This window comes from Streptomyces sp. NPDC033270, from assembly GCF_055576575.1.
The window spans coordinates 159,806-186,592 of record NZ_JBVIRA010000022.1; the positions used below are offsets into that span (position 1 = coordinate 159,806).

Consider the following 26,787-nt stretch of genomic DNA (forward strand, 5'->3'; position numbering starts at 1 on the left):
TGAAGCGGTGGTCGAAGCACTACGGGCTTCGCTGAAGGAGAACGAGCGGCTCAGGAACGCGGCCCAGGCCGCGGTCGAGCCGATCGCGATCGTCGGGATGGGCTGTCGGTACCCGGCCGGCGTGCGCTCCCCCGAGGACCTGTGGGAGCTGGTCCTGGACGGCCAGGACGCCGTCTCGGGGTTCCCCACCGACCGGGGCTGGGATCTGACGTCGCTGTTCTCCGCCGACCCCGACCGGCCCGGTACCTCGTACACGCGGGAGGGCGGATTCCTCTACGACGCGGCGGAGTTCGACGCCGGGTTCTTCGGCGTCTCGCCGCGCGAGGCCCTCGCCATGGACCCCCAGCAGCGGCTGCTGCTGGAGACCTCCTGGGAGGCGGTCGAGCGGGCCGGCATCGACCCGCTGGCGCTGCGGGGCAGCCGGACCGGTGTCTTCGCCGGGGTGATGTACCACGACTACGGCGCCCGGCCCGGCGTGGCGACCGAGGAGGTCGAGGGCTACCTCGGGACGGGGAGCGCCGGCAGTGTCGCCTCCGGCAGGATCTCCTACACCCTGGGCCTGGAGGGCCCGGCGGTGACGGTGGACACGGCGTGCTCGTCGTCGCTGGTGGCACTGCACCTGGCGGCCTCGGCACTGCGCCGGGGCGAGTGCTCGCTGGCCCTGGCCGGCGGGGTGACGGTGATGTCGACGCCGTCGACGTTCGTGGAGTTCAGCCGGCAGCGGGGACTGGCCCCCGACGGCCGGTGCAAGTCCTTCGCCGACGCCGCGGACGGGGCCGGCTGGAGCGAGGGCGCCGGGGTGCTGCTGCTGGAGCGGCTGTCCGACGCCCGCCGCAACGGCCGCCGCATCCTGGCGGTGGTGCGCGGCACCGCGGTGAACCAGGACGGCGCGAGCAGCGGGCTGACGGCGCCGAACGGGCCGTCGCAGGAGCGGGTGATCCGGCAGGCGCTGGACGACGCGGGCCTGTCGACCGCGGACGTCGACGCGATCGAGGGGCACGGCACCGGCACGCCGCTGGGCGATCCGATGGAGGCCCAGGCGATCCTGGCGACGTTCGGCGGCGAGCGCGAACGCCCGCTGTGGCTCGGCTCGGTGAAGTCGAACATCGGGCACGCCCAGGCGGCCGCGGGCGTCGCCGGCGTCATCAAGATGGTGATGGCGCTGCGGCACGGCGTGCTGCCCAAGACCCTGCACGTCGACCGGCCCTCGACCCATGTGGACTGGTCGGCCGGCGCGGTCGAGCTGCTGACGGACACCCGGCAGTGGCCGGACCCGGGGCGGCCGCGGCGCGCCGGGGTGTCGTCCTTCGGCATCAGCGGCACCAACGCCCATGTGATCGTCGAGGCGGCCCCCGCGGCCGACCGTGACGACGACGGCGCCGCGCGCCCGGCCCAGGCGGCGGACCTCGCGCTGCCGTGGCCGGTGTCGGGCCGGGACGAGGACGCGCTGCGGGCCCAGGCCGAGCGGCTGCGCCGGCATCTCGAAGGCGACCGGGCCGCCCACCTCGCCGACGTGGCGTACTCCCTGGCCACGACCCGTTCGGCGTTCGAGCACCGCGCGGTCGTCGTGGCGGCGGACCGCGCCGAGCTGACGGACGGCCTGCGCCGGCTCGCCGGCGGCGAGCAGCCCGGCGCCGGTGCGCGCGGTGAGGTGTCCGACGGCAAGCTGGCGGTCCTGTTCACCGGCCAGGGCGCGCAGCGGGTGGGCATGGGGCGTGAATGGTACGACCGCTACCCGGTGTTCGCGGAGGCGTTCGACGCGGTGTGCGCCGAGCTGGACCGGCATCTCGACCGGCCCCTGCGCGACGTGGTCTTCGGCCGGCCGGGGACCGAGGGGCTGCTCGACGAGACCGGCTGGACCCAGCCCGCGCTGTTCGCGGTCGAGGTGGCGCTGCACCGGCTGGTGGAGTCGTGGGGGGTGCGCGCGGACTTCGTCTCCGGCCACTCCATCGGCGAGCTGGCCGCGGCGCATGTCGCCGGGGTGCTGTCGCTCGCGGACGCGGCCACCCTGGCCGCCGCCCGGGGCCGGCTGATGCAGGCGCTCCCGCCGGGCGGGGCGATGACCGCGGTGCAGGCCACGGAGGACGAGGTCGCGCCGCTGCTGGCCGAGCGGGCCGGCCGGGCCGCTCTCGCGGCGGTGAACGGCCCCTCCTCCGTGGTGGTCGCCGGTGACGAGGACGCCGTCGCCGAGGTGGCCGCGCACTTCGCCGACCAGGGCCGCCACACCAAGCGGCTGCGCGTCAGCCATGCGTTCCACTCACACCGCATGGACGCCATGGTGGCGGAGTTCACCGCCGTGGTGCGGGGGGTCTCCCTCCGCGCCCCGCGGATTCCGGTCGTCTCCGCGCTGACCGGCACCGTGGTGAGCGCCGACGAGGTGTGCGCGCCGGAGTACTGGGCGCGGCACGCGCGCGAGACGGTCAGGTTCCTCGACGCGGTGCGGACGCTTCAGGCCGAGGGCGCCACCACGTTCCTGGAACTCGGCCCGGACGCGGTGCTCGCGGCGATGGGCCAGGAGTGCGCCGCCACCGGTGACGTGGTCTTCGCCGCGGCGGCGCACCGCGACGAGCCCGAGCAGCGCGCGCTGCTGGCGGCGCTGGGCCGGCTGTTCGTGCGCGGCGTCGCGGTGGACTGGCCCCAGGTGTTCGCCGGTACCGGCGCCCGCCCGGTGGAGCTGCCGACGTACGCCTTCCAGCGCGAGCGGTTCTGGCTGGCGGCGGACGCGGCGGAGGCCGACTCGGCCCGGGTGGACGACCACCGCTACCGCGTCGACTGGGCGGCGCTGCCCGACGCCGGCACGGACCGGCTGACCGGCCGGTGGCTGCTGGTCTCCTCCGACGGTGCCGACGGCCCGGCGGGCGAGGTGCTGGCGGCGTGCGAGCGCGCCGGGGCGGTTGAGGTGCTCCGCCTCGGTGTCGACGCGGCCGGGACCGACCGGGCGGCGCTCGCCCGCCGGCTGCGGGAGGCGGCCGGTGCGGAGCCGTTGGCGGGGGTGCTGTCCGTACTGGCCGCGGACGAACGGCCGATGCCGGAACTGCCCGCGCTGACCCGGGGACTGGCGGCGACGGCGGTGCTGACGCAGGCGCTCGGCGACACCGGGATCGAGGCCCCGCTGTGGTGCCTCACCCAGGGCGCGGTGGCCACCGGCGACGCGCCGGTGCGGCATCCGGCGCAGGCGGCCGTGTGGGGGCTGGGCAGGGTGGCGGCACTCGAATCGCCACAGCACCGCGGCGGCCTGATCGACCTGCCCGAACCGCTGGACGAGCCCGCCCTGTCCCGCCTCGTCGGCGTCCTCGCCGACCCGGGCGACGAGGGCCAACTGGCCGTCCGGGCCGACGGGGTGCACGGGTGCCGGCTGGTGCGCTCGCCGCTGGCGCAGGCGCCGGTGCGGCGCGCCTGGCAGCCCACGGGCAGCGCGCTGGTGACCGGCGGAACGGGCGCGCTCGGCGCGCAGGTGGCCCGCTGGCTGGCCGGTCAGGGCGTGGAGCACCTGGTGCTGCTCAGCCGCCGCGGCCCCGACGCCCCCGGTGCGGCCGAGCTGACCGCCGAGCTGAAGGGGCTGGGCAGCGAGGTGACGATCGCCGCCTGCGACCTCGGCGACCGCGACGCGCTGCGGCGGGTGGTCGAGTCGTTGCCCCCACAGCATCCGGTCAGCACCGTCGTACACACCGCCGGCGCGGTCCAGGCCGAGAAGCCGCTGGCCGAGTGCGGTCTGGCGGAGATCGCCGAGGTGCTGTCCGGCAAGGTCGAGGGCGCCAGGAACCTGGACGCCGTCTTCGACGGCTCCCCCGGCCGGTCCCCCGACGCGTTCGTGCTCTTCTCCTCCGGCGCCGGGCTGTGGGGCAACGTCGGGCAGGCGGCGTACGCGGCGGGCAACGCGTTCCTGGACGGGCTGGCCGGTGCCCGCCGGGCCGGGGGCCAGGCCGCGACCTCGGTGGCATGGGGCGCGTGGGACGGCGGGGGGATGGCCGCCGCCGACGGCGCGGGCGAGCGCTTGCGCGAGCGCGGCGTACCGCTGATGACCCCGCAGACGGCCCTGGCGGGTCTGCGCGCGGCACTCGACCGCGACGAGACCCACACGGCCTTCGCCGACATCGACTGGGACCGGTTCGCCCCCGCGTACAGCATGTCCCGCTCCCGCGCGCTGCTGAACGACCTGCCCGACGCGCGGCGCGCCCTCCATGGCGCCGCGGGGCCCGGCCGCACCGACGCCTTGCAGGAGCGGCTCGCGGCGCTGGGCGAGGACGACCAGGACCGGCTGCTGCTGGACCTGGTGCGCACGCACGCGGCCGACGCCCTGGGGCACCGCACGCCCGATCACGTCCGGCCCACGCTGGCGTTCCGGGACCTCGGGTTCGACTCGATGGCGTCGCTGACGCTGCGCAACCGGCTCAACGAGGCCACCGGTCTCGCCCTGCCGACCACGGTGGTCTTCGACCACGCCACTCCGGCGGCGCTGGCCGGGCACCTGCGCGAGCAACTGCGGCCCGACGGCGGGCAGATCACCGCGGTGCTCGCCGAAGTGGACCGGTGGGAGGCGGCCGTCGAGGCGATGGCGCCCGACGACGACGCGCGCGGCCGGGTCGTCGCCCGGCTGCGGTCGCTGCTGTGGAAGTGGGACCGGCGCGAGGGCGGCACCACCGAGGCGGCCGGTGACGACGCGCTGACGCTGGCCACCGACGAGGAGATATTCGACATCGTCAACAAGGAGCTTGGAATCTCGTGACGACCTCAGAGGACAAACTTCGCCAGTATCTGAAGCTGGTCACCACCGAGCTCCGGCAGACCCGCGCCCGTCTCGACGACGCCGAGCAGCGGGAGCACGAGCCCGTCGCGATCGTCGCCATGGGGTGCCGCTTCCCCGGGGACGTCGCGTCCCCGGAAGAGCTGTGGCGCCTGGTCGCCGACGGCACCGACACCGTCTCGGGGCTTCCGGAGGACCGGAACTGGGACCTGGAGGCGCTCTACGACCCGGAGCCGGGCCGGCCGGGCAAGAGCTACGTCCGGACCGGCGCCTTCCTCGGCGACGCGGCGGGATTCGACGCCGAGTTCTTCGGGATCAACCCGCGCGAGGCGCTGGCGATGGACCCCCAGCAGCGGCTGTGGCTGGAGGTCGTCTGGGAGGCGCTGGAGCGGGCCGGCATCGACCCGGTGTCCCTGCGGGGCAGCCGCTCGGGGGTCTTCGTCGGGCTGACGCACCAGGGGTACGCCTTCCCGTCGCGGGTCAGCACGAGCGACGAGGCGGCCGGCTACCGGCTGACCGGCTCCACCGCGGCCGTGGCGGCCGGGCGGACGTCCTACGTCCTGGGGCTGACCGGTCCCGCGGTGACCATCGACACCGCGTGCTCGTCCTCGCTGGTGGCGCTGCACCAGGCGTGCCACGCGCTGCGCTCCGGGGAGTGCTCCCTGGCCCTGGCCGGCGGGGTGACCGTGATGGCCACCCCGAACGCCTTCGTGGAGTTCAGCCGGCAGCGCGGGCTGGCCTCCGACGGCCGGTGCAAGTCCTTCGCCGAGGCCGCCGACGGCACCGGCTGGGGCGAGGGCGCCGGCGCGCTGGTGCTGGAGCGGCTCTCCGACGCGCGGCGCAACGGCCACCCGGTGCTGGCCGTCATCCGCGGCTCCGCCGTCAACCACGGTGGCGCCGGCAACGGTCTGACCGCGCCCAACGGCCCGTCCCAGCAGCGGCTGATCGAGGAGGCGCTGGCCGACGCCCGGCTCTCGCCCACCGAGGTCGACGCGGTCGAGGCACACGGCACCGGAACGACCCTGGGCGACCCCATCGAGGCCCGGGCGCTGCTGGCGACCTACGGCCAGGGCCGCGCGGCGGACCGTCCGCTGTGGCTGGGGTCGGTGAAGTCCAACATCGCGCACACGCAGGCGGCCTCCGGTGTGGCCGGAGTGATCAAGATGGTGATGGCGATGCGGCACGGCGTCCTGCCGCGGACGCTGCATGTGGACGCGCCCACCACGCATGTGGACTGGTCGGCGGGCGCGGTGCGGCTGCTGACCGAGGAGCGGCAGTGGCCGGCGAACGACCGGCCGCGCCGGGCGGCCGTCTCGTCCTTCGGGGTCAGCGGCACCAACGCCCATGTCGTCCTGGAGCAGGCCTCCGCCGACGACCTCCCCGCCGAGGCCGCCGCGCCGGACACCGTCCCCGCCGGGGCCGACCCCTCGGCGCTGCCGTGGGTGGTGTCCGGGGTGAGCCGCCAGGCGCTGCGGGCGCAGGCGGCCCGGCTGGGCGCGTACGCCGACGCCCGGCCCGAGGTGGCCGCGGCGGACATCGGCCACGCCCTGGCGACGACCCGGTCGGTCTTCGCGCACCGCGCGGTCGTGGTCGCCGCCGACCGGAGCGAACTGGTCGAGGGCCTGGTGGCGCTGTCCCGCGGCGAGGAGTCGCCGGCTGTCGTCGCGGGCGACGACCGGGAGGGGGCCGGGGCTGCGGAGCGGGAGAAGACCGTGTTCGTCTTCCCCGGCCAGGGTTCGCAGTTCGCCGGCATGGCCGCCGGGCTGCTGCGGACCTCACCGGTCTTCCGGGAGGCCGTCGAGGAGTGCGCCGCGGCGCTGGCGCCGCATGTGGACTGGTCGCTGCTGCAGGTGCTGCGCGGCGAGGCGGACGACGACTGGCTGGAGCGGGTCGACATCGTGCAGCCGGCGCTGTTCGCGGTGATGGTGTCGCTGGCCGCGCTGTGGCGCTCGGTGGGCGTCGAACCGGATGCGGTGGTGGGCCATTCGCAGGGCGAGATCGCCGCCGCGTGCGTGGCGGGCGCGCTCTCGCTCCAGGACGCGGCCCGGGTGGTGGCCGTCCGCAGCAAGGCGCTGCGGGCACTGGCCGGCCGCGGCGGCATGGTCACCGTCGCGCTGGGCGAGACCGCGGCCGCGGCGCTGCTCGCGCCCTGGGGCGAGCGGCTGTCGGTGGCGGCGGTCAACAGCCCTTCCTCGGTCGTGGTGTCCGGCGACGGCGAGGCGCTGGACGAGCTGATGGCCCGCTGCGCCGAGGACGGCGTGCGGGCGCGCCGCATCCCGGTGGACTACGCCTCGCACTCCCCGCAGGTCGAGGCGGTCCGCGACGATCTGCACCGGGCGCTGGCCGGGATCACCCCGAACGCGCCGCGGGTGGCGTTCTGTTCGACGGTCACCGGCACCTTCCTTCAGGCGGACGACCTGCGGGCCGAGTACTGGTACCGCAACCTGCGGCAGCCGGTGCGGCTGGCGGAGGTCACCCGGGAGCTGGCGACGAGCGGATACGACACCTTCCTGGAGATCAGCCCGCATCCGGTGCTGACCGTGCCGATGCAGGAGACGATGGAGCACGCCGAGGTGACCGGCGCGCTGGTGACCGGGTCGCTGCGCCGGGACGACGGGGGGCTGGACGGCTTCCTGCGCGCGGCCGGCGGGCTGTACGCGCACGGCGTCGACGTCGACTGGGCGCCGGTGTTCGCGGGCCGCGAGGCCACGCGGGTGGACCTGCCGACGTACGCCTTCCAGCGGCAGAGCTACTGGCTGGACGACCGGGACACCGGCGCGGACGTCGCGGCGACGGGCCTCACGGCGGGCGACCACCCGCTGGTCGGGGCGGTCGTCGCCACCGCGACCGGGGACGGACTGGTGCTCAGCGGGCGGGTCTCGGCCCGGTCCCATCCGTGGCTCGCCGACCACGCGGTGCACGACACGGTGCTGCTGCCCGGCACGGCCTTCCTCGAACTCGCCCTGCACGCGGGCCAGTTGCTCGGCGCCGGCCGGGTGCAGGAGCTGACGATCCAGGCCCCGCTGGCGCTGCCCGAGGACGGCGAGGTGACGCTGCAGGTGGTCGCCGCCGACCGGGCCGACGCCGAGGGGTGGAGCGTCAGCGTGCACTCCAGGACCGGGGACGAGGAGCCCTGGACGCGGCACGCGGCCGGCGTCCTGGTCGAGGACGGACCGGCACCCGCGCCCGAGGGCGCGGCCTGGCCCCCGGCGGACGCGGTCGCACTCGACGTCGACGACCACTACACCGGGCTGGCCGACCGGGGCTACGCCTACGGGCCGGCCTTCCAGGGACTGCGCGCCGCCTGGCGGCAGGGCGCAGCGGTCTTCGCCGAGGTGCGGCTGGACGAGGAACACCTCGCCGACGCCGAGGCCTTCGGCCTGCATCCGGCGCTGCTGGACGCGGCGCTGCACGCCGTGGGACTGGCCGCCGGCGAGGACGGCGCGGGGCCGGCGAAGGGGCGGCCCCTGCTGCTGCCGTTCTCGTGGAGCAACGTCTCGCTGCACGCCGTCGGGGCGTCCGCGCTGCGGGTGGCGCTCACGCCGGCGGGCACGGACGCCGTGACGGTCACCCTCACCGACCCGTCCGGAAACCCGGTGGCCTCGGTGGACTCGCTGGCCCTGCGGCCGGTCGACCCCGCCCGGCTGGCTTCCGCGCACCGGCCCCGGCACGACGGGCTGTACCGGCTCACCTGGCCGGCCGCCCCGGCCACGCGGCAGGCACCGCCGGGCAGTTGGGCGCTGGTGGGCTCCGCTCCCGGCTTCGAGGAGAGCGTGGAGGCGCCGGCCGCGGTGCGGCGCCACCCCGATCTGGCCGCGCTGGGCGAGAGCATCGGCTCGGGCGGGCCGGTGCCCGAAGTCGTAGTGGTGTCCTGCGCCGCGGACCCGTCCGACGGCGACGGCATGGACGCCGTGCGGCCGACGACGGTGCGGGCACTGGAACTGCTGCAGGCCCACCTCGCCGACGACGACCTCGCGGACTCGCCGCTGGTGTTCCTGACCCGGGGCGCGGTGGCGGCGCACCCCGACGACGTCCCGGACTCCGCGCAGGCGGCGGTCTGGGGGCTGGTGCGGTCCGCGCAGACCGAGCATCCCGGCCGTTTCGTCCTGGTCGACCTCGACGGCGCCGCTCCGCCCGCCGAGCAGCTGGCCACGGCGCTGGCCACCGGCGAACCCCAGGTCGCGGTGCGCGCCGGCGAGGCCCTGGTACCGCGGCTGGCCAGGGCCGGCGAACCGGCGCAACCACCCGAGCGGCGGCGGCCGTTCGCCGAGGGGACCGTCCTGATCACCGGTGGCACCGGTCTGCTCGGCAGGCTGCTGGCCCGTCATCTGGTGACCGGGCACGGCGCCACCCGCCTGCTGCTGGTGGGCCGTCAGGGACCGACGGCTCCGGGAGCCGACGAACTGGTGGCGGAGCTGGCCGAGCTGGGCGCCACGGCGGAGGTGGTCGCGTGCGACGTGGCCGACCGCGACGCCCTGGCCGCGCTGCTGGCGCGGATACCGGGCAGTGCCCCGCTGACCGCCGTGATCCACGCGGCCGGTGTGCTGGACGACGCGATGGTGACCGATGTGACACCGGAACGGCTCGGCCGCATCGCCCGCCCGAAGACCGACGCGGCGGCGCACCTCGACGAGCTGACCCGCGGGACGGACCTGTCGGCCTTCGTGCTGTTCTCGTCGGCCTCGGGCGTCCTCGGGACGGCCGCGCAGGCGGCGTACGCCTCGGCGAACGCCGCCCTGGACGCGCTGGCGCAGCGCCGCCGGGCCGCCGGCCTGCCCGCCACGTCGCTGGTCTGGGGCTTCTGGGAGCAGCAGAGCGGAATGACCGGCCACCTCGGCGAGGTGGACCTGGCCCGGATCGCGCGCTCGGGAATGCGGCCGCTGGCCTCGCAGGAGGGCCTGGAGCTCTTCGACCGGGCGCTGGCGGACGGGGACGCGGTACTGGCGGCCCTGCGGATCGACGCGGCCGCGCTGCGGGCGCGGGCCGCCTCCGGTGCGGTCCCGCCGGTGCTGCGCACCCTGGCGGGCCCCGCCGTGCGCAGGGCCGCGGCCCTCGGGCGCGGCGCCGTGGGACCGTCGGAGCCGACGGCGGTCGAGGGCCTGGACGCGCTGCCCGAGGACGAGCGGGAGCGGGTGCTGCTGGAACTCGTCCGCACCACGGTGGCGACGGTGCTGGGACACCGCTCCCCGGACGAGATCGCGGACACCCGGGGCTTTTTGGAGCTGGGCTTCGACTCGCTGACCGCCGTCGAGCTGCGCAACCGGCTCGCCGCGGCGACCGGGCGCCGCCTGCCGACCACCCTGGTCTTCGACCACCCCACGCCACAGGCCGTCGCCCGGCACCTCGGCACCCTGCTGGCCCCGGAAGGGGACCGGCCTGCCGCCGACGTCCTCGCCGGCGTCGACCGGCTGGCGGCCGGGCTGCGTGCCACGCAACAGGGGGACGAGGTGCGCGAGCGGGCCCTGGAGCGGCTGTCGGAGCTGCTGACCGAGCTGACCGGGCACGACGGCACGGACCTGGGGCTCGACGCGGCGACCGACGAGGAACTGTTCGACCTGGTGGACAACCGGTTCAGCAATGCCAATTGACCAGCCGTCGTGCCGGCTGTCGGGAAGGTGGGGAACGCATGGCGGATGAGAGCAAGCTCCGCGCATACCTCAAGCGGGCGATCGCGGAGGGGCAGCAGACGCGGCAGCGCCTGGAAGAGGTGGAGGCCCGGGCCCGGGAGCCGATCGCCGTGGTCTCCATGGCCTGCCGGTTCCCCGGCGGCGCCACCAGCCCCGAGGACCTGTGGCGGCTGGTCGCCGACGGACGCGACACGCTCTCCGGGCTGCCGACCGACCGGGGCTGGGACCTCGACCGGCTGCTGGACCCGGACGCCGACGGACCGGGCAGATCGCACGCCGGGGTGGGCGGGTTCCTGTACGACTCCGCGGAGTTCGACCCGGAGTTCTTCGGGATCAGTCCGCGCGAGGCGCTGGCGATGGACCCCCAGCAGCGCCTGATGCTGGAGCTGACCTGGGAGGTCCTGGAACGGGCGCGGATCGCCCCGGACTCCCTGCGCGGCAGCCGGACCGGCGTCTTCCTCGGCGTGATGTACAGCGACTACGGCGGCCGCTTCACCCACGCGCCGGAGGCGCTGGAGGGCTACCTCGGCAACGGCAGCGCCGGCAGCGTCGCCTCCGGCCGCCTGTCGTACACGTTCGGGCTGGAGGGGCCCGCGGTGACGGTGGACACCGCGTGCTCGTCGTCGCTGGTGGCGCTGCACCTGGCGAGCAGCGCGCTGCGCTCCGGGGAGTGCTCCCTGGCCCTGGCGGGCGGCGTGACGGTGATGTCCACCCCGGGCGTGTTCGTGGAGTTCAGCCGCCAGGGCGGGCTGGCCTCCGACGGCCGGTGCAAGTCCTTCGCCGCGGCGGCCGACGGCACCGGCTGGGGCGAGGGCGCCGGCGTCCTGGTGCTGGAGCGGCTGTCGGACGCGCAGGCGAACGGCCACCCGGTGCTGGCCGTGATCCGCGGCTCCGCCGTCAACCAGGACGGTGCCAGCAGCGGGCTGACCGCGCCGAACGGCCCCTCGCAGCAGCGGGTGATCCGCCAGGCGCTGGCCCAGGCCCGGCTGTCGCCGTCCGATGTGGACGCCGTCGAGGCGCACGGGACCGGCACCCGCCTCGGCGACCCGATCGAGGCGCAGGCCCTGCTGGCGACGTACGGCCAGGACCGCCCCGCGGACCGCCCGCTGTGGCTGGGTTCGGTGAAGTCCAACATCGGCCACACCCAGGCCGCCGCCGGCGTCGCCGGGGTGATCAAGATGGTGATGGCGATGCGGCAGGGCGTGCTGCCGGCGAGTCTGCATATCGACGAGCCGACACCGCACGTGGAGTGGTCGGCCGGCGGCGTCGAGCTGCTGACCCGGCAACGCGCCTGGCCCGAGGGCACCGGGCCGCGCCGGGCGGGCGTCTCGTCCTTCGGGGTCAGCGGCACCAACGCCCACGTCGTCCTGGAGCAGGCACCCCGGGAGGAGACCGGCGGCGAGGCCGCGGAGGGCTTCGACGACGACGGCGTGGTGCTGCCCTGGCTGCTGTCGGCGAAGAGCGCCGAGGCGCTGCGGGCGCAGGCGCGCGGGCTGGTGGCGCACCTCGACGAGCGGCCCGGCGAGCGGCCGGTCGACACGGCCTGGTCACTGAGCCGGCGCCCGGCGCTCGACCACCGCGCGGTCGTGGTGGCCCGGGACCGCGACCAGGTGCGCCGGGCGCTCGGCGCCCTGGCCGACGACGGCGCCGCGCCCGGCCTGGTCCGCGGCGTGTCCGGCACGTCCCCGCTCGCGTTCCTGTTCACCGGTCAGGGCAGCCAGCGCCGGGAGATGGGCCGGGAGCTGTACGCCGCGTTCCCGGCGTTCGCCGACGCGCTGGACACGGTCTACGAGCAGTTGGACGCCCATCTGGACCGCCCGCTCAAGGAGGTGGTCTCCGGCGACGCGGGCGCCGAAGGCCTGCTGGACCACACCGCGTACGCCCAGCCGGCGCTGTTCGCCTTCGAGGTGGCGCTGTTCCGGCTGCTGGAGCACTGGGGCGTGCGGCCGGACTTCGTCGCGGGCCATTCGATCGGCGAGCTGGCCGCGGCGCACGTGGCCGGCGTGCTGTCCCTGCCGGATGCCGCGCTCCTGGTGGCGCACCGGGGCCGGCTGATGCAGCGGATGCCCTCCGGCGGGGCGATGGTGGCCGTCCAGGCCACCGAGGAGGAGGTGCTGCCGTTCCTGGAGGACTTCCACGGCAGGGTCGCCGTCGCTGCGGTCAACGGGCCGTCCTCGCTCGTCCTCAGCGGCGACGAGGCCGCGGTGGAGGAGAGCGCGCGAGGGTTCGCCGCACGCGGGCGCAAGACCCGGCGGCTGCAGGTGAGCCACGCCTTCCACTCCCCTCACATGGACGGGATGCTGGACGAATTCCGCGCGGTGGCCGCGGAGTTGGACTTCCGGGAACCGCGGATCCCGCTGGTGTCCACCCTGACCGGGGACCTGGCGACGGCGCGGGAGCTGGCCTCGCCCGACTACTGGGTGCGCCACGCACGCGAGGCGGTGCGCTTCCTCGACGCGGTCCGCACCCTCGAAGCCCGCGGCGCCGGCCGGTTTGTGGAACTGGGACCCGACGGCGTCCTTACGCCCATGGCGCAGAGCGCGCTCGCGGACGACGGCGCCGCGGTGCTGGCCGCGACCGCGCGGGCCGACCGGTCCGAGGAGGAGACGCTGGTCGCGGCGGTGTCCCGGCTGCACGCCCACGGCACACCGGTGGACTGGGCGAAGTACTTCTCGGGCACCGGGGCCCGGCCGGTCGACCTGCCGACCTATCCGTTCCAGCGCCGGCGCTTCTGGCTCGACGCGGAAGAGGAAGGACCGGGCGCGGGGCAGGCGCACCTGGCGGGTCTGCGCGGTGTCGGCCATGCGTTGCTCGGCGGCGCCATCGACCTGCCGACGGGGGATGCCACCCTCTTCACCGGCCGGCTGTCGTCGGCGGACCACCCCTGGCTCGCCGACCACACGGTGCTGGGCACCCCCCTGCTGCCCGGCACCGCGCTGGTGGACCTGGCACTGGCCGCCGGCCGGGAGACGGGCCTGCCCGAGGTCGAGGAACTCACCCTGGAAGCACCGCTGGTGCTCGCGGAACACGGCGCCGTGCACGTCCAGGTCCTCGTCGGCGCCGCGGACGACTCAGGACGTCGTCCGGTGAGCATCCACTCCCGGCCCGAGGACGCCCCACCGCAGGAGGAGCCGACCCGGCACGCCACCGGCCTCCTTTGCGCTCCGGCCGGCCAGGAGCCCGAGCGGCTCGCGGTGTGGCCCCCCGAAGGTGCCACCGAGGTCGGGGTGTCGGACCTCTACGACGAGCTCGCCGCCGCGGGCCTGGGGTACGGCCCGGTGTTCCGGGGCCTTGGGGCCGCCTGGCGGCGCGGCACGGAGCTGTTCGCCGAAGTGGCGCTGCCGCAGCAGGGCACAGGCGGGGCCGGCGACTTCGGCGTGCACCCCGCGCTGCTGGACGCCGCGCTGCACGGCGTCGGCCTGGGCGGCCTGATCGAGGGCGAGGGCGGGGCCCGGGTGCCGTTCTCCTGGAACGGCGTGGCACTGCACCGCACCGGGGCTTCGGCCCTGCGCGTCAGGCTCGCGCCGGCCGGGCCCGACAGCGTGGCGGTGGCGGCCGCGGACGAGGACGGCCGGCCGGTGGCCTCGGTGCGGTCCCTGGTGCTGCGGCCGGTCACCCGCGAGCAGATCCGGGCCGCGGGCGGCGTCCGGCGCGATGCGCTCTTCCGGGTCGACTGGCCCCGGGTCGAGGTGTCCGAGGCGGCGCCGGTGCGCACGTGCGCCGTGGTGGGCGCGGACGGCGCCGAGCCGGCCCTGGGCCTTGAGTCCGCCGGCATCCAGGTCGTCCGCGGCTCCGGTCTGGCGGAGCTGGGCGAGGCGGTCGCCGCGGGCGCGCCGGTACCGGACGCGGTCGTGCTGGCCGTCGGCGCGCCCGCCGACGGCGTGGATGCCGCGGCGGCGGGCCGCGGCATCGTCCACGAGGCGCTGGCGGCGGCCCAGTCGTGGCTGGCCGACCCGCGCTTCGCCGGAACCCGGCTGGCCTTCGTGACCCGGGGCGCGGTGGCCACCGGCCCCGGCGAGGACGGCCCGGCACTGGCCCAGGCGCCCGTGTGGGGCCTGATCCGCTCCGCACAGACCGAGAACCCGGACCGCTTCGTACTGATCGACACGGACGGGGAGGAAGCCTCGCGACGCGCACTGGCCGCGGCGCTCGGCACCGGCGAACCCCAGCTGGCGATACGCGCCGGCGATCTGCTCGCCCCCCGGCTCGCCCGGGTGGCGGTGCCCGGCGCGCCGCAGGACCTCGCGCTGGACCCCGACGGCACCGTCCTGGTGACCGGCGGAACCGGAGGCCTCGGTGCCCAGGTCGCCCGATGGCTGGCCGAACGGCACGGCGTACGGCACCTGGTTCTGGCGAGCCGCCGCGGCCGGGCGGCCGACGGCGCCGCGGAGCTGGCCGCCGAACTGGCCGGGCTCGGTGCCCAGGTCACCGTCGCCGCCTGCGACGTGGCCGACCGGGACGCGCTGGCGGAGCTCCTGGCGACCGTCCCCGCCGCGCATCCGCTGTCCGCGGTGGTGCACACCGCCGGCGTGATCGACGACGGCGTGCTCACCTCGCTGACACCGGAGCGGGTGGACGCGGTGCTGCGGGCCAAGATGGACGCGGCGGCGCATCTGCACGAACTGACCCGCGACGCCGGCCTGTCGGCGTTCGTGCTGTTCTCCTCGGCGGCCGGCGTCCTGGGCGCCGCGGGCCAGGGCAACTACGCCGCGGCGAACGCCTTCCTCGACGCGCTGGCGCAGCACCGGGCCGCCCAGGGGCTGCCCGCGGTCTCGCTGGCCTGGGGACCGTGGGAACAGCACCAGGGCGGCATGACCGGCACGCTGGACCGCGACGACCTCGCCCGGCTCGCGCGCACCGGCGTGCTCGCGCTGACCTCCGCGGAGGGCCTGGCCCTGCTCGACGCGGCCTGGGCGGGCGACGACCCGCTGCTCGTCCCGATGCGCCTGGACACCGCGGTGCTGCGCGGCACTGCGGGCCGGGCGGGCGTGCCGGCCGCGCTGCGCGGACTGCTCCCCGCGGCACGTCCCGAGCCGGCCCCGGCGGCCCGGCCGCTGACCGAACTCGGCGAGGAGGAACTGGCCACGGCGCTGCGCGAGTTGGTGCGGGCGCGCGCGGCCGGCGTGCTGGGGCACACCGCGGCGGAGGAGTTCGACGACTCCCGGCCGTTCCTGGAGTCGGGGTTCGACTCGCTGACCGCGGTGGAACTGCGCAACGCGCTCGGCGAGGCGACCGGCCTGCACCTGCCCGCCACGGTGGTCTTCGACAGCGGCACGCCGGCGGCGCTCGCCGTGCGGCTGGGCGAACTGCTCGGCGCCGCCCGGCCCGGTCAGGGCGGCGGCACCCAGCAGGAGGACACCATCGACGCCCTGTACCGGCAGGCCTGCCAGGAGAACAGGATCGGCGAGGCGAACGAGTTCCTGGCAGCCGCCTCCAGGCTGCGGCCGACGTTCACGGCCGGCCAGGAGGGCGCCGCCGCCGCGGAGCCGCTCCGGTTGTCCGAGGGCCCCGAGCGCCCCGCCCTGATCTGCTTCCCCAGTGTCGGGGCGTCGTCGAGCCCGCTGCAGTACGCGCGCTTCGCCTCGGCTCTCGACGGGCTCCGGGAGGTGTCGGTGCTGCCGGTGCCGGGCTTCGTGGCCGGTGAGCTGCTGCCCGCCGACTTCGCGACCATGGTGGAGACCCAGGCCGATGCGGTGCTGCGCTGTGCGGGCGACGCCCCGTACGCCCTGGCCGGATACTCCTCCGGCGGCTGGCTCGCCAACGCCGTGGCGGGAGCTCTGGAGCGGCGCGGCCGCGGGCCGTCGGCCGTGGTGCTGCTGGACACCTACTTCGTCGACGACAACCTGCCGCTGGTCCAGCCGGCGCTGACCCGGGGCATGTTCGACCGGGAGGACACCTTCGGCCGGATCGACCATGTCCGCTGGACCGCGATGGGTGCGTATCTGCGGATGTTCGCCGACTTCACGCCGGCTGCCACGCAGGCGCCCACCGTCATGATCCAGGCCACCGACCCGATGCCCGCCGACGGCGACACGGCGGCGGCGCCCGAAGCCACGGAGCGCGCCCTGGCGTTCCCCATGGCGGTCGAGCGCGTACCCGGCGACCACTTCACGATCGTGGAGGACGACGCCGAAGCGGTCGCGCGGTCGGTGCACGCCTGGCTCGCCGCCCCCTCCCCCCGTCCCGGCCCGTGACCGACCACGGCCCGGGAGACCCACGCTCCGTCAACTCCGAACGAAAGAGGACCGAAATGACCGAGACATCGACGGCGACGACCGGCGAGGAACTGCACGAGTACCCGATGCGGCGGGGCTGCCCCTACCACCCGCCGACGGAGTACACCGAGCTCGCGGAGGAGGGCCCGCTCTCCCAGGTGCGGCTGTACGACGGCCGGACCGCGTGGCTGGTGACCCAGCACAAGGAGACGCGCGAGATGTTCGCCGACGCCAAGCTCTTCTCCTCCGACCACGACAACCCGGCCTTCCCGATCCTGGCCGAACGGGAGAAGAACTTCCCCGAGTTCACCCAGGAGCTGTTCGGCCTGGACGGGGAGCCGCACAAGTCCCGTCGGCGCATGCTGCTGCCGCGCTTCACCGCCAAGCAGGTGGAGCGGCTCCGGCCGATGATCCAGCAGGTCGCCGACGAGCTCATCGACGAACTGCTGCGGCACGAGGGGCCGGTCGACCTGGTCTCGGTGCTGGGCCGGCCGCTGCCGTCGCGGGTGATCTGCAAGATGCTCGGCATCTCCTACGAGGAGCACGAGCTCTTCGAGGTGCACGCCCAGGGCATCATGCAGGCTCCCGACCTGGAGAAGGCCGTCGAAGCCGGGCGCGAGCTGCTCGACTATCTGGTCAAGGTCGTACAGGCCAAGCAGACCAACCTGGGCGACGACCTGCTCAGCACGCTCATCACGGAGCGGCTGAACACCGGTGAGCTGACGTCGATCGAGGTGTCGAAGCTCATGGTCGCCCTGCTGATCGGCGGTCAGGAGACGACCACGAGCATGATCGGTCTGGGCACCCTGACGCTGCTGGAGCACCCGGACCAGCTGGCGATGCTGCGCGAGGACCCCGAGCTGCTGCCCGGCGCGGTGGAGGAGCTGATGCGCTTCTTGTCCATCGCCGACCTGACCACGCTGCGCGTCGCCACCACCGACGTGGAGGTGGCCGGGCAGGTGATCAAGGAGGGCGACGGCGTCATCCTCTCGACCGCCGCGGCCAACCGCGACCCCAGCGCCTTCGAGGACCCCGACACCTTCGACATCCGCCGCTCCACCCAGGGTCATCTGGCATTCGGCCACGGACCCCACCGGTGCCTGGGCGAGAACCTGGCCAGGGCCGAGCTGGAGATCCTCTTCGGCACCCTGTTCAAGCGGATTCCCACGCTCCGGCTGGCCGTCCCGATGGACCAGGTCTCCATGAAGGTCGGCATGACGCTGGAGGGCCTGCACGACCTCCCCGTCACCTGGTAGGGGCCGCCCGCAAGGCGCCCCCGCCCCCTCCCTCCGCCCACATTTCGTTCCCGGACAGGAAGCACGCATGGACGACCGTTACGCGATCATCGAGACCTGCGATCGCATGGGCTGGCACACCGACCGCCACGAATGGGACAAAGCCACCGCCTTGTTCACCCACAAGGTTCTCCTGGACTACACCAGCCTGCTCGGCGGAACGCCGGTCACGCTGACGGCCACGGAACTCATCGATTCCTGGGTCGCGGTGCTCGGCGGCTACGACGCCTCCCAACACCTGATGACCAATCATCTGGTGACCCTGGACGGCGACACCGCGGAATGCACCGCCTCTTTCCAGGCGACCCACCGGCTGGAAAACCCGCTCGGCTCCCCTTTGTGGCGCATCGGCGGAACCTACCGCTTCCATCTCGTGCGTTCCGGCGACAGCTGGAAGATCGACGAGCTGGCGATGTCGATTCTCTGGGCGGAAGGAAACAAGAACATCGCGGATATCGCCGCGGAACGGCAACAGGCAAAGGCAGCGAACTGACGGCGCCGAGCCCGCGCCCGTAGCCCACCGGCCCATTCATCACCACCACCGCTGACGAAGACAGGAGCACATCATGGCCCAGGGGAACAGCACATCGGCAGGCCTGCGGGGAAAGCGCGCACTCGTCACGGGCGGCACCCGCGGAATCGGCCTGGCAATCGTTCAGCGCCTGGTCGAGGAGGGCGCGACCGTGGTGACCTCGGCGCGCAAAGAGGCGCCGGGACTTCCGGATTCGGTACGCCTGGTCACCGCCGACGTGAGCACCCCAGAAGGCGTCGAGAGCCTGGCCGACGCCGCCTTCGAACTGCTCGGCGGGGTCGACATACTCGTCAACAACGCGGGTGGCGCCAGCAGCGGCGGCATGCCGCACTTCGGCGGCTCCGCCTCGATCCCCGACGAGGACTGGGTCGAGGCACTGATGACGAACTACCTCGCCGCGGTGCGGCTGGACCGGGCCGTCCTGCCGTCGATGATCGAGCGGCGCAGCGGGGTGATCATCGAGGTGGCCTCGACCGTCGCCCGCCGTCCGGCCGGTCCTCTGCTGCACTACGGGGCGGCGAAGGCGGCACTCATCAACTACGCGAAGGGGCTGGCGACCGAGGTCGCCCCGCACAACGTACGCGTCAACAGCGTGCTCCCCGGGCTGGTCAAAACGCCCGCCATGGACATGGTCGCGGAGAACATCATGGGGGCCACCGGCCAGGACGGCGATGCGGTCGCCCACATGATGGTCGAGGCCGAAGGCGCCCCGATGACGGGCATCACCGAGCCGACCGACGTCGCCGACCTCGTGGCCTTCCTGGCCTCGGACCGCGCCCAGCGCATCACCGGCGCCGGCTACGTGATCGACGCCGGCGCCCTCCCACAGGCCTGAACCCCACCCGCACCACACCACAAGCCACCCACCCCAACCTCAGCCCCGCCCACCAACCGCAACTCCCCCCTCTCGTCCCCCTCCCCCTCCCCTCTCACCCCCTACCAGACATCCCCTCCCCCTGACGGACCGTTCGGGCCGGCGTCTCATTCCTGACGCCGGCCCGAACCGCTGAGCACCCCCCGATCGAACAACAGGCCGGATTCCACCCCTCCCGGCACACCCCCACCCCCAACACCACCAACGATCCCGCCCCGCGCCCGACCGCCCAACCCCCCTCCCCACACTCACTCACCCCCTTTGCCCCCATTACGCCCCCACCCGCAGCACTCCACACCCCGCCCCACTCACGCCCACCACACCCCACCCACACCCCGCCACGGACTTTCCCGAAACATGACCAACAATCTCCCCCACGCCAACACTGGCCGAAATTACTCATCCCACCGGGCGGAAGGTGAGGATTCCTACGCATGCAACCGGGGTGCAATTTTTTACAGCTGCGGCAAAACGGTGTACAAAGTGTTGCGCCCCCCGCTCCATTGAGCATCTACCGACCGGCAGGCTGGTTTTTGCTTCAACCTCTTGTCCCGCCTCGAAGGCGTTGGCTTGGCATTCGTCGCTGGAGAACGAGTCCGCGGAGGCGGTTACCGACCCCACTTCGCACCCACTGATCTGGGGCCCGTTCCCCATTACGGAGGACAGGAGCATGCCCGAGTCCGCACCCATACCCCACGACTCCTCCGGCGACCGGGAAGCGGCGCTCACTCCCCTCGAACTCATGGGCCTGGCCGGTCTGCTACGGGCCTGGCGCGCGGCCGCCGGCGAGAAGCGAGGACTCGGCAGGCCGCTCACCCAGAAAGAGGTGGCCCAGGCCATCGGCCGCAGCGTGCGCTGGTACATCGACCTCGAAGGCGGCGCCACGCCCCGCCTGGAGCGGACCATTCTCGACGCGCTCGCCCGGGAACTGATGCTCGGCCCCGACCAGGAGACGACCCTCCACCTCTACGCCCTGGGCGGCGCCGTCACCACCACCATCCCCGCCCTGAGCTCCGAAGCGGCGACCCTGCTGCAGCTCCTGCTCGACCAGCAGATGCCCAGCCCCGCGTACATCAGCGACCTGAGCTGGGACATCATCGGCTACAACACCGCCATGGCCGAGTGGTACCCCTGGGTGCGGGAGCGGGGCGCGAACCTGATGCGCTGGGCCCTGCGCAGCAAGGAGGCCCGCCGCCAGTTCATCAACTGGGAGCACCACGCCGCCATCTACCTCGAACAGCTCCGCTTCGCCCTCGCCGAGCACCCCCACAACCCCGAACTGCAAAAGCTGCTCGCGTACATCCTCCAGGACCCGGACTGCGAACGGCTGTGGCACGCGAGCTCCGAGGTGCGCAAGAGCGGCGAGGGCCGCCACTTCTTCCAGGCCCTGCCCCGCCACGACTACGAGATCATCCACGTGGTGAGCAACGTCCTCTACCCGGCGGGCCTCCCCAACTCCCGCCTGGTCGTCGTCACCTGGCTCAAGGACGAATGCGAGCCGAAGCCCACCGACGACGCGACCCTGAGCGCCCCCTACGACACGGCACCGGCAAGCGGCGCCTCCCAGCCGCACCCCACCGCCGGCGCGTACTTCTCCGTCCCCTCCCTGCGCGAAGCCGCCAAGCTGGCCGGCCCCCACGCCATTCCGCTCCCCCTCCTCAGCCGCCTCGCGGGCCCACACCACCAACTCACGCTCTCCCGCGAACGGGGCACCGTCGTCTGGGCCACGGAACAGAGCGACGGAACCTGGGCCTTCGAGGAAGTCGACCCCTACACCGTCATCAAAAAACTCCCCCGCCGTCAAGCCCCCCTCGAAGCCCCCGAGGAATACAAACACCTGGTCCGCGCCCTGATGCCCAGCGACCCAAAAGAAGCCGCAAAGCGCATCGACACCCTCCTCCCGGACTACCTGGCCCGAATAGAGCACCTCACCGAAATCCGAAGAGAACTCACCGAACAACACCCCGACCAGGTCCCCCCACCGACCCCCTCGGCGACGCCTTCGACCACCCGAAAATCCTCAAGCTGCTGAGGGACATACCGAACTAACAGCTGCGACGACGCAGAACGGGCCGCCCTCCTCTGAGGGCCGGAGCGGAGCATCCTGCGATACCTGCCTGTCGAGGGTGCCCTGAGACAAGCTCACACCAAGCCGCGCGACCTTGGCGGCGGCAGCCGGATTCCCTCATCGCCCCGCGCCATGACGAAATCTGCCTGCCAGACGACGACATCCACACCCCGGGCCCACGTTCCACCCCTGTTCTAGGATGGCTGGCACCATCTCAGCGGCCCGACGGGCTTCCGCTCCGCCTCCGCGGAACAGAAGGACATGCCCCCACCCGCACGAGTCACTTCGTGCTGCCTGGGGGCATTTTCTTGCTGTTCCGTGAGTCCGCGGCATCGTTGGCCGACCGCACCCACCTCGAAGGACGGCTGGCGGAACTCCTGACCGAGAACTTCCTGCACAGACACCACCATCGGCCCCAGGCGGCGGAGGTCCGTTCCTGGGAGCGCAGTATCCCCGCGCTGACCAACGCGCTGGTGGAAGCCGGGCTCGGCGACGTCGAGATGCTGCTGGAGTACGGGCTGCCGCTGACGAGCAAGCGCGCGGACGTGATACTCGCCGGCGTACACCCCGCCACCGGCGCGCCGTCGTACGTCGTGGTCGAACTCAAGCAGTGGAGCGAGGCCTACCCGGAGGACGACGACCCGCTGCGCTGCCGCATCCCCGCCTACCCGGCGCCGGTCCTGAACCCGATCGAGCAGGTACGCGGCTACTGCGACTACCTGGTGTCGTTCAACGGGGCGTTGGAGCGCATCCCCGAGTCGATCGCCGGGGTGGCCTACCTGCACAACGCAACCGAGTTCGGGGTGGCGGGGTTGCGGGCTGTCACCGAGGATCATCGGGGCCGGATGTTCACGGGCGACCAGCGCGGCGCCTTCCTCAGCTACCTCCGTTCGAGGCTGGCGGCCAAGCCCGGCGCCGAAGCCGCCGACGTCCTGCTCCAGGGCAAGGTCCGGCCGTCCAAGCAGCTCATGGCCGTTGCTGCCGAGGAGGTGCGCAGCCGGGAGCAGTTCGTGCTGCTGGACGAGCAGCGGCTCGCCTACGAGACGGTGATGTCCGCGGTCCGGCAGGCGCGGCGATCCCATCACAAGCAGGTCATTGTGGTGGCCGGCGGTCCGGGCTCCGGAAAGAGCGTGATCGCCTTGTCCCTGCTGGGGGATCTCTACCGGCGCGGGGTTCCGGCCCTGCACGCCACCGGGTCGCAGTCGTTCACCAAGACGATGCGCAAGGTCGCGGGTGCCCGCAAGCCCGAAGTCCAAAAGCTCTTCCGGTATTTCAACAGCTTCATGGAGGCCGAGCCCAACGATCTCGACGTGTTGGTCTGCGACGAGGCGCATCGCCTCCGCAAGACCTCCGCCAATCGCTACACCAAGGCAGCGCTGCGCACCGGCCGGCCGCAGGTGGCGGAGCTGATCGACGCCGCTCGGGTACCGGTGTTCCTGCTGGACCAGCACCAGGTGGTGCGTCCTGGCGAGATGGGAACGGTGGACCAGATCCGGCAGGCCGCGGCCGAGCAGGGGCTGGAGTGCACGGTGGTGGAACTGGACAGCCAGTTCCGGTGCGGTGGCAGTGACGCGTACCTGCGGTGGGTGACCAGCCTGCTGGGGCTGGAAGGCGACGGACCCGTTGTGTGGGAGCCGGATGCCAAGGTGCACCTGCTGACCGCCGAGACCCCGCAGGAGTTGGAGGACTTCCTGGCCGCACGTCGGGCCGAGGACTTCGGCGCTCGCATGTCCGCCGGCTACTGCTGGACGTGGACGACGAAGCTCACTCCGAGCATGACCGCACTGCCCACCGACGTGACCATCGGTGACTGGGCGAGGCCGTGGAACCTCTACGGCGAGCGCGCCCTCCTCGGTGCGCCGCCGGCGCCGCTCTGGGCCACCGACCCCGCGGGGTTCGGCCAGGTCGGGTGTGTGTACACGGCGCAGGGCTTCGAGTACGACTGGTCGGGCGTGATCATGGGTCCGGACCTCGTCTGGCGGACCGACCGCTGGGTCGTGGATCGCACCGCGTCCAAGGACCCTTCCTTCACCAAGGCCACCCCGGACGAGGACGTCGACCGGCTGATCCGCAACACCTACAAGGTGCTACTGACCCGGGGCATGATCGGGACCATCGTCTACTCGACGGACCCGGAGACCCGCGAGAAGCTCCGCTCTCTGATCCCAACGACCAGCGACGGTTCGGCCCAAGGATGAGGTCCGATGGACGGAACGGCACCGTGACCGGGGACCGACGGCGGCCGGAATTCGATCAGGCCCAACACCTGGGTGTACTACTGTTGTTCACGCTGCGCATCTTCCCGGAGGGTACGTCAGCGGTGTTCAGTGCCGGTCCTCGGCTGTGACTGACGAGTGGTTTCCATCGCGTGCTGCACGTGGTGTGAGTGCGGATGCCCGGTAGGGCGATCCCTGCCACTTCCAGCTCATGCCAAGGAGTGGTCACGCATGAACCCCGTCGAGTTCAAGCCTGCACGTCGTAACCGGCTTCGCGAGATCCTGGTCGACGTCGCCATCGGCGTCACCGCCAATGTCGTGGTGGCGGCGCTGACCGCGGCAGCGCGCCTGCTCTTCTGACGCAGGCAGGTGGCGGGCCCGGAGAGCCCGCCACTCCCCTTGTTCAGCAGTGCCGGTCAGAAGAGCCGCAGCTCCGGCCCCTGTGCGTCCGGCCTCTTCCGGTTCCGGCGGGGACGCTTACCTCTCCGGGGCCGTGGCAGGTGCGGTATCCGTGCCTCTTGCGGCAGGTTCTCCCAGGTGGGGCGCAGCCCGTGGATCTGGACCTCTCCGACCTGCTTCTTCAGGTAGTCCCGCGTCTCCTCATCCACGGAGTAGAGCACCGTCGCCCGGCTCGCCCGGGTCATCAACACGTGATAGGCATGGCGGACGAGCCGTGCGAACTCCTCGTCATCGACGCTGCCGGGCTTCACCTTCGGGTCGAACGATCCGGGGACGGCTACGCGCTTGACGCCCGCCTCCGGGCCTTGGCGGTCCTTGCCCCGACGGAACACCCAACGGCCGTCGCGGCGCACCATGTCCTCACCCATGATCACGCCGCACCAGTCCCACTCGAGACCCTGCGCCGTGTATACACAGCCGATCTGGCCGAGGCCGTTCTCGTGCACGGACCAGATCTTCGACGGTGGTGCCTCGTTCTCGCAGAAAGTCTCGCTGTCCGCGTTCCACGGCCTGTGCCAGTCGCCGATGCGGACGTCTGCCTCCAGCCGCTTGTCCTTGCCCAGTGGCTTCGTCCACGGCCAGCAGTAGCCCGCAACCATGCGCGCGGATGCACCGGCGAGGGCCTCAGTGCGGATGATCCGTTCGAGCTCCTCCGGATTGTCCGCCACCTCGACGTGCATGAGTCCGTCCGGTGTCCACTGCTCCGGCGCCTCATCCGTCACGCCGAGCACAGCGCGGACCCAGCGGATGTAGGCGTCGCTGCCGCCGCACCGGAACTGCTCCCGGAGGTCGTATCGCACGAGCCGGGCATCGTGCCGCCTGGCTGCGTCCTCTATCAGGCTGACGGTGCCCACGTCGTTCGGCCGTACGGACTGGCCCTCGTCGAGGAAGAACACCGTCAGGCGGGACGCGTCGAGGAGCTCATCCACCTGCGGCTGTGTGCCCTGTTGTTCGGGCTTCCAGAAGCGACTGGTGGAGCGGTCACGAATGCGGTGCGCCTCGTCGCATATCAGCACGTCCAGCGGTGGGTCTGGCGGGGTGACGAAGCTGCTGAAGTAGGTGAAGGTCTCCCGGAACTCACGGTCCCCGTAACCGACATGTTCCTGAATGGCGCCATTAAACGCCCGACTACCGCTGGCGTACTTGACCGTCCGGCCCTGGGCCTCCAGCTCCGCCTTGATCTGGAGGCCGATGGCGCTCTTACCAGTGCCGGCGCCACCGGTCACCAGGAAGATCACCCGCCGCTCGTCCGGGACAAGGGCGGGACGCCGGGGGTCCGGGAGGACCTTGGAAGCCGTCTCCAGAATCTGGTCGGCGACCGCCTTCTGCCGGCCGCGCAGGGTAAAGACGGTGTCGTCTCCGCGGGACCACATCATGGCGTCGAGCAGCGGCGTATTGCGCAAGCCCATGCTTTGCAGGAGCATCTCGGCGGCTGAAGCGCCACCTTCATCGGTGAAATGCTGCCGGAGGTCGGACAGCAGTCTTTCGCGCCGGTCGTTCGTGTACACATGGGCGTACGGCCCCGTCGGACTGTCCACGTCGATCAGCGCCTGCACAGATGCCTCGGTGGCGTTGTGCAGATAGGCGAACCCACCGCATTCGAAGTCGAGTCCGCGAAGCGGGCCCCTGCTGCTTGTGAACGCCTCGTAGTAGTCGCGTAGTTGCAGAGCCGGGTGCTTCTTGCTGCCCATCCCCGCTACATGCACCAGCTCCGCGGTGGCCCGTTCCACCCTGGTCACCATCGACCAGCGCTTCAACTCGACGAGCTGAACGGACAATCGGCGCCCCTGCGGATGATGACCCACGAGAACGACATCGATGAGTCTGGGGTCACCCGGTCGGTCGGCCTCGTCGAGAGTGGCGGCGCACTCGACGATCATCTCCACGTTGCCGCGATCGGCAGCAACCAGGTCGTTCGCAAGGCTGACCAGGCTTTCCGCCCATGCGGAACGTTCCGTCAGCGATGCGTCAGCCCCTCGGAAGTGGCGCCATCTGGCCGCGAGGTGCGGCACCATACGACGCCTTGAATTCAGGTGAAGAAGATCCTGAGCTGCCAACTTCAGCAGAAGCATGGACACGAGGTGGTTCCCCCTGGGCACGAGTGACTCGTGCGGGTGGGGGCATGTCCTCATGGGGAAGCCCGTCGGGCCGCAACCGATAACGAAGATCATAGGGATGGAGCCGCCCACCGAGAAACCGCAGCGTCGCTGTCGGCACGGACCTCAGGCATTGGGGCCGGATCACGCTGTGAGTCGCCCCCGGAGGCGCCCCAGTCGTTCGGCGAGGGCCTACTACGAGCGGCCCGTCGCCCTGGAAATCGTGCGTCACTTGCACGAGCGGCGGTCACTGGCACCTCCCGGGGCGCCAGGTCCGTCAACTGGACCGGAAGGCCCACGCGGGGCTGGCCCGAGAGCAAGCGTTACGGCATGCCGTTAACACTCATAACGCCGCCTGCGGCGATCTCCTTGCGCCAGCCCACGCGCCAGTCCCCCTGTCTGTGGCCTCATGTCCGGAGCGGAAAATCTACCCACGCCCACGAAGTGACATACAACAGGGTTACGTAATGGGCAATCAGAAGCGCCGAACCCTATGTGTGGCTCATAGGCCCGGAACGCAAAATAGCCTCGTTCCCCGAGTCGAAACTCGGGGAACGAGGCTATTCCAAAATTTGTTCGGCGGCGTCCTACTCTCCCACAGGGTCCCCCCTGCAGTACCATCGGCGCTGAAAGGCTTAGCTTCCGGGTTCGAAATGTAACC

10 protein-coding genes and 1 rRNA gene are annotated in these 26,787 nt (G+C 72.8%); 9 read left to right on the top strand and 2 right to left on the bottom strand.

Going from position 1 to position 26,787, the window contains the following annotated elements; translation table 11 throughout:
* Positions 1–7: 7 nt before the first annotated feature.
* The 9 genes from ACZ5XZ_RS27690 (at position 8) to ACZ5XZ_RS27730 (ending at position 23,931) form a co-directional block, all read left to right on the top strand.
* Complete coding sequence (locus ACZ5XZ_RS27690; protein WP_468982757.1) at positions 8–4,726, top strand: type I polyketide synthase; 4,719 nt, start codon at positions 8–10, stop codon at positions 4,724–4,726.
* On the top strand, positions 4,723–10,332 hold the full coding sequence (locus ACZ5XZ_RS27695; RefSeq protein ID WP_468982736.1) for a type I polyketide synthase: 5,610 nt from the start codon (positions 4,723–4,725) through the stop codon (positions 10,330–10,332). The genes ACZ5XZ_RS27690 and ACZ5XZ_RS27695 overlap by 4 nt, the downstream gene beginning before the upstream one ends.
* Positions 10,333–10,370: 38 nt before the next feature.
* On the top strand, positions 10,371–16,565 hold the full coding sequence (locus tag ACZ5XZ_RS27700) for a type I polyketide synthase (RefSeq protein ID WP_468982738.1): 6,195 nt from the start codon (positions 10,371–10,373) through the stop codon (positions 16,563–16,565).
* A 56-nt stretch (positions 16,566–16,621) separates the two neighbouring features.
* Positions 16,622–17,842 (top strand): cytochrome P450, encoded by a 1,221-nt coding sequence (locus tag ACZ5XZ_RS27705; RefSeq protein ID WP_468982741.1) that lies wholly within the window; start codon positions 16,622–16,624, stop codon positions 17,840–17,842.
* A 67-nt stretch (positions 17,843–17,909) separates the two neighbouring features.
* The gene (locus ACZ5XZ_RS27710; protein ID WP_468982742.1) at positions 17,910–18,374 is read left to right on the top strand and encodes a nuclear transport factor 2 family protein; all 465 of its coding nucleotides are present in this window, start codon (positions 17,910–17,912) and stop codon (positions 18,372–18,374) included.
* 73 nt (positions 18,375–18,447) lie between these two features.
* Positions 18,448–19,248, top strand: coding sequence for an oxidoreductase (locus ACZ5XZ_RS27715; protein ID WP_468982745.1), 801 nt, complete (start codon positions 18,448–18,450; stop codon positions 19,246–19,248).
* A gap of 709 nt (positions 19,249–19,957) precedes the next feature.
* Positions 19,958–21,319 (top strand): helix-turn-helix transcriptional regulator, encoded by a 1,362-nt coding sequence (locus tag ACZ5XZ_RS27720; RefSeq protein ID WP_468982747.1) that lies wholly within the window; start codon positions 19,958–19,960, stop codon positions 21,317–21,319.
* Between the two features lie 344 nt (positions 21,320–21,663).
* A complete protein-coding gene (locus tag ACZ5XZ_RS27725; RefSeq protein WP_468982749.1) occupies positions 21,664–23,553 on the top strand; it encodes a DNA/RNA helicase domain-containing protein in 1,890 nt (629 codons plus the stop codon).
* 249 nt (positions 23,554–23,802) lie between these two features.
* Entirely contained in the window at positions 23,803–23,931 is a 129-nt protein-coding gene (locus tag ACZ5XZ_RS27730; protein WP_384439552.1) for a DUF6408 family protein, read from the top strand.
* Positions 23,932–23,987: 56 nt separating this feature from the next.
* Here ACZ5XZ_RS27730 and ACZ5XZ_RS27735 read toward each other — a convergent pair whose 3' ends face one another.
* Together ACZ5XZ_RS27735 and rrf are read right to left on the bottom strand one after the other, a co-directional pair.
* On the bottom strand, positions 23,988–26,102 hold the full coding sequence (locus ACZ5XZ_RS27735; protein ID WP_468982759.1) for a DUF2075 domain-containing protein: 2,115 nt from the start codon (positions 26,100–26,102) through the stop codon (positions 23,988–23,990).
* A 598-nt stretch (positions 26,103–26,700) separates the two neighbouring features.
* A 5S ribosomal RNA gene (gene rrf / locus ACZ5XZ_RS27740) occupies positions 26,701–26,787 on the bottom strand; the annotation flags it as partial.

Excerpts from the sequence above, each read along its gene's own strand:
- ACZ5XZ_RS27705 (WP_468982741.1), top strand. The coding sequence starts at position 16,622 with ATGACCGAGACATCGACGGCGACGACCGGCGAGGAACTGCACGAGTAC.
- ACZ5XZ_RS27700 (WP_468982738.1), top strand. The coding sequence starts at position 10,371 with ATGGCGGATGAGAGCAAGCTCCGCGCATACCTCAAGCGGGCGATCGCG.
- ACZ5XZ_RS27720 (WP_468982747.1), top strand. The coding sequence starts at position 19,958 with ATGCCCGAGTCCGCACCCATACCCCACGACTCCTCCGGCGACCGGGAA.
- ACZ5XZ_RS27735 (WP_468982759.1), bottom strand. The coding sequence starts at position 26,102 with ATGCTTCTGCTGAAGTTGGCAGCTCAGGATCTTCTTCACCTGAATTCA.
- ACZ5XZ_RS27730 (WP_384439552.1), top strand. The coding sequence starts at position 23,803 with ATGAACCCCGTCGAGTTCAAGCCTGCACGTCGTAACCGGCTTCGCGAG.
- ACZ5XZ_RS27710 (WP_468982742.1), top strand. The coding sequence starts at position 17,910 with ATGGACGACCGTTACGCGATCATCGAGACCTGCGATCGCATGGGCTGG.
- ACZ5XZ_RS27715 (WP_468982745.1), top strand. The coding sequence starts at position 18,448 with ATGGCCCAGGGGAACAGCACATCGGCAGGCCTGCGGGGAAAGCGCGCA.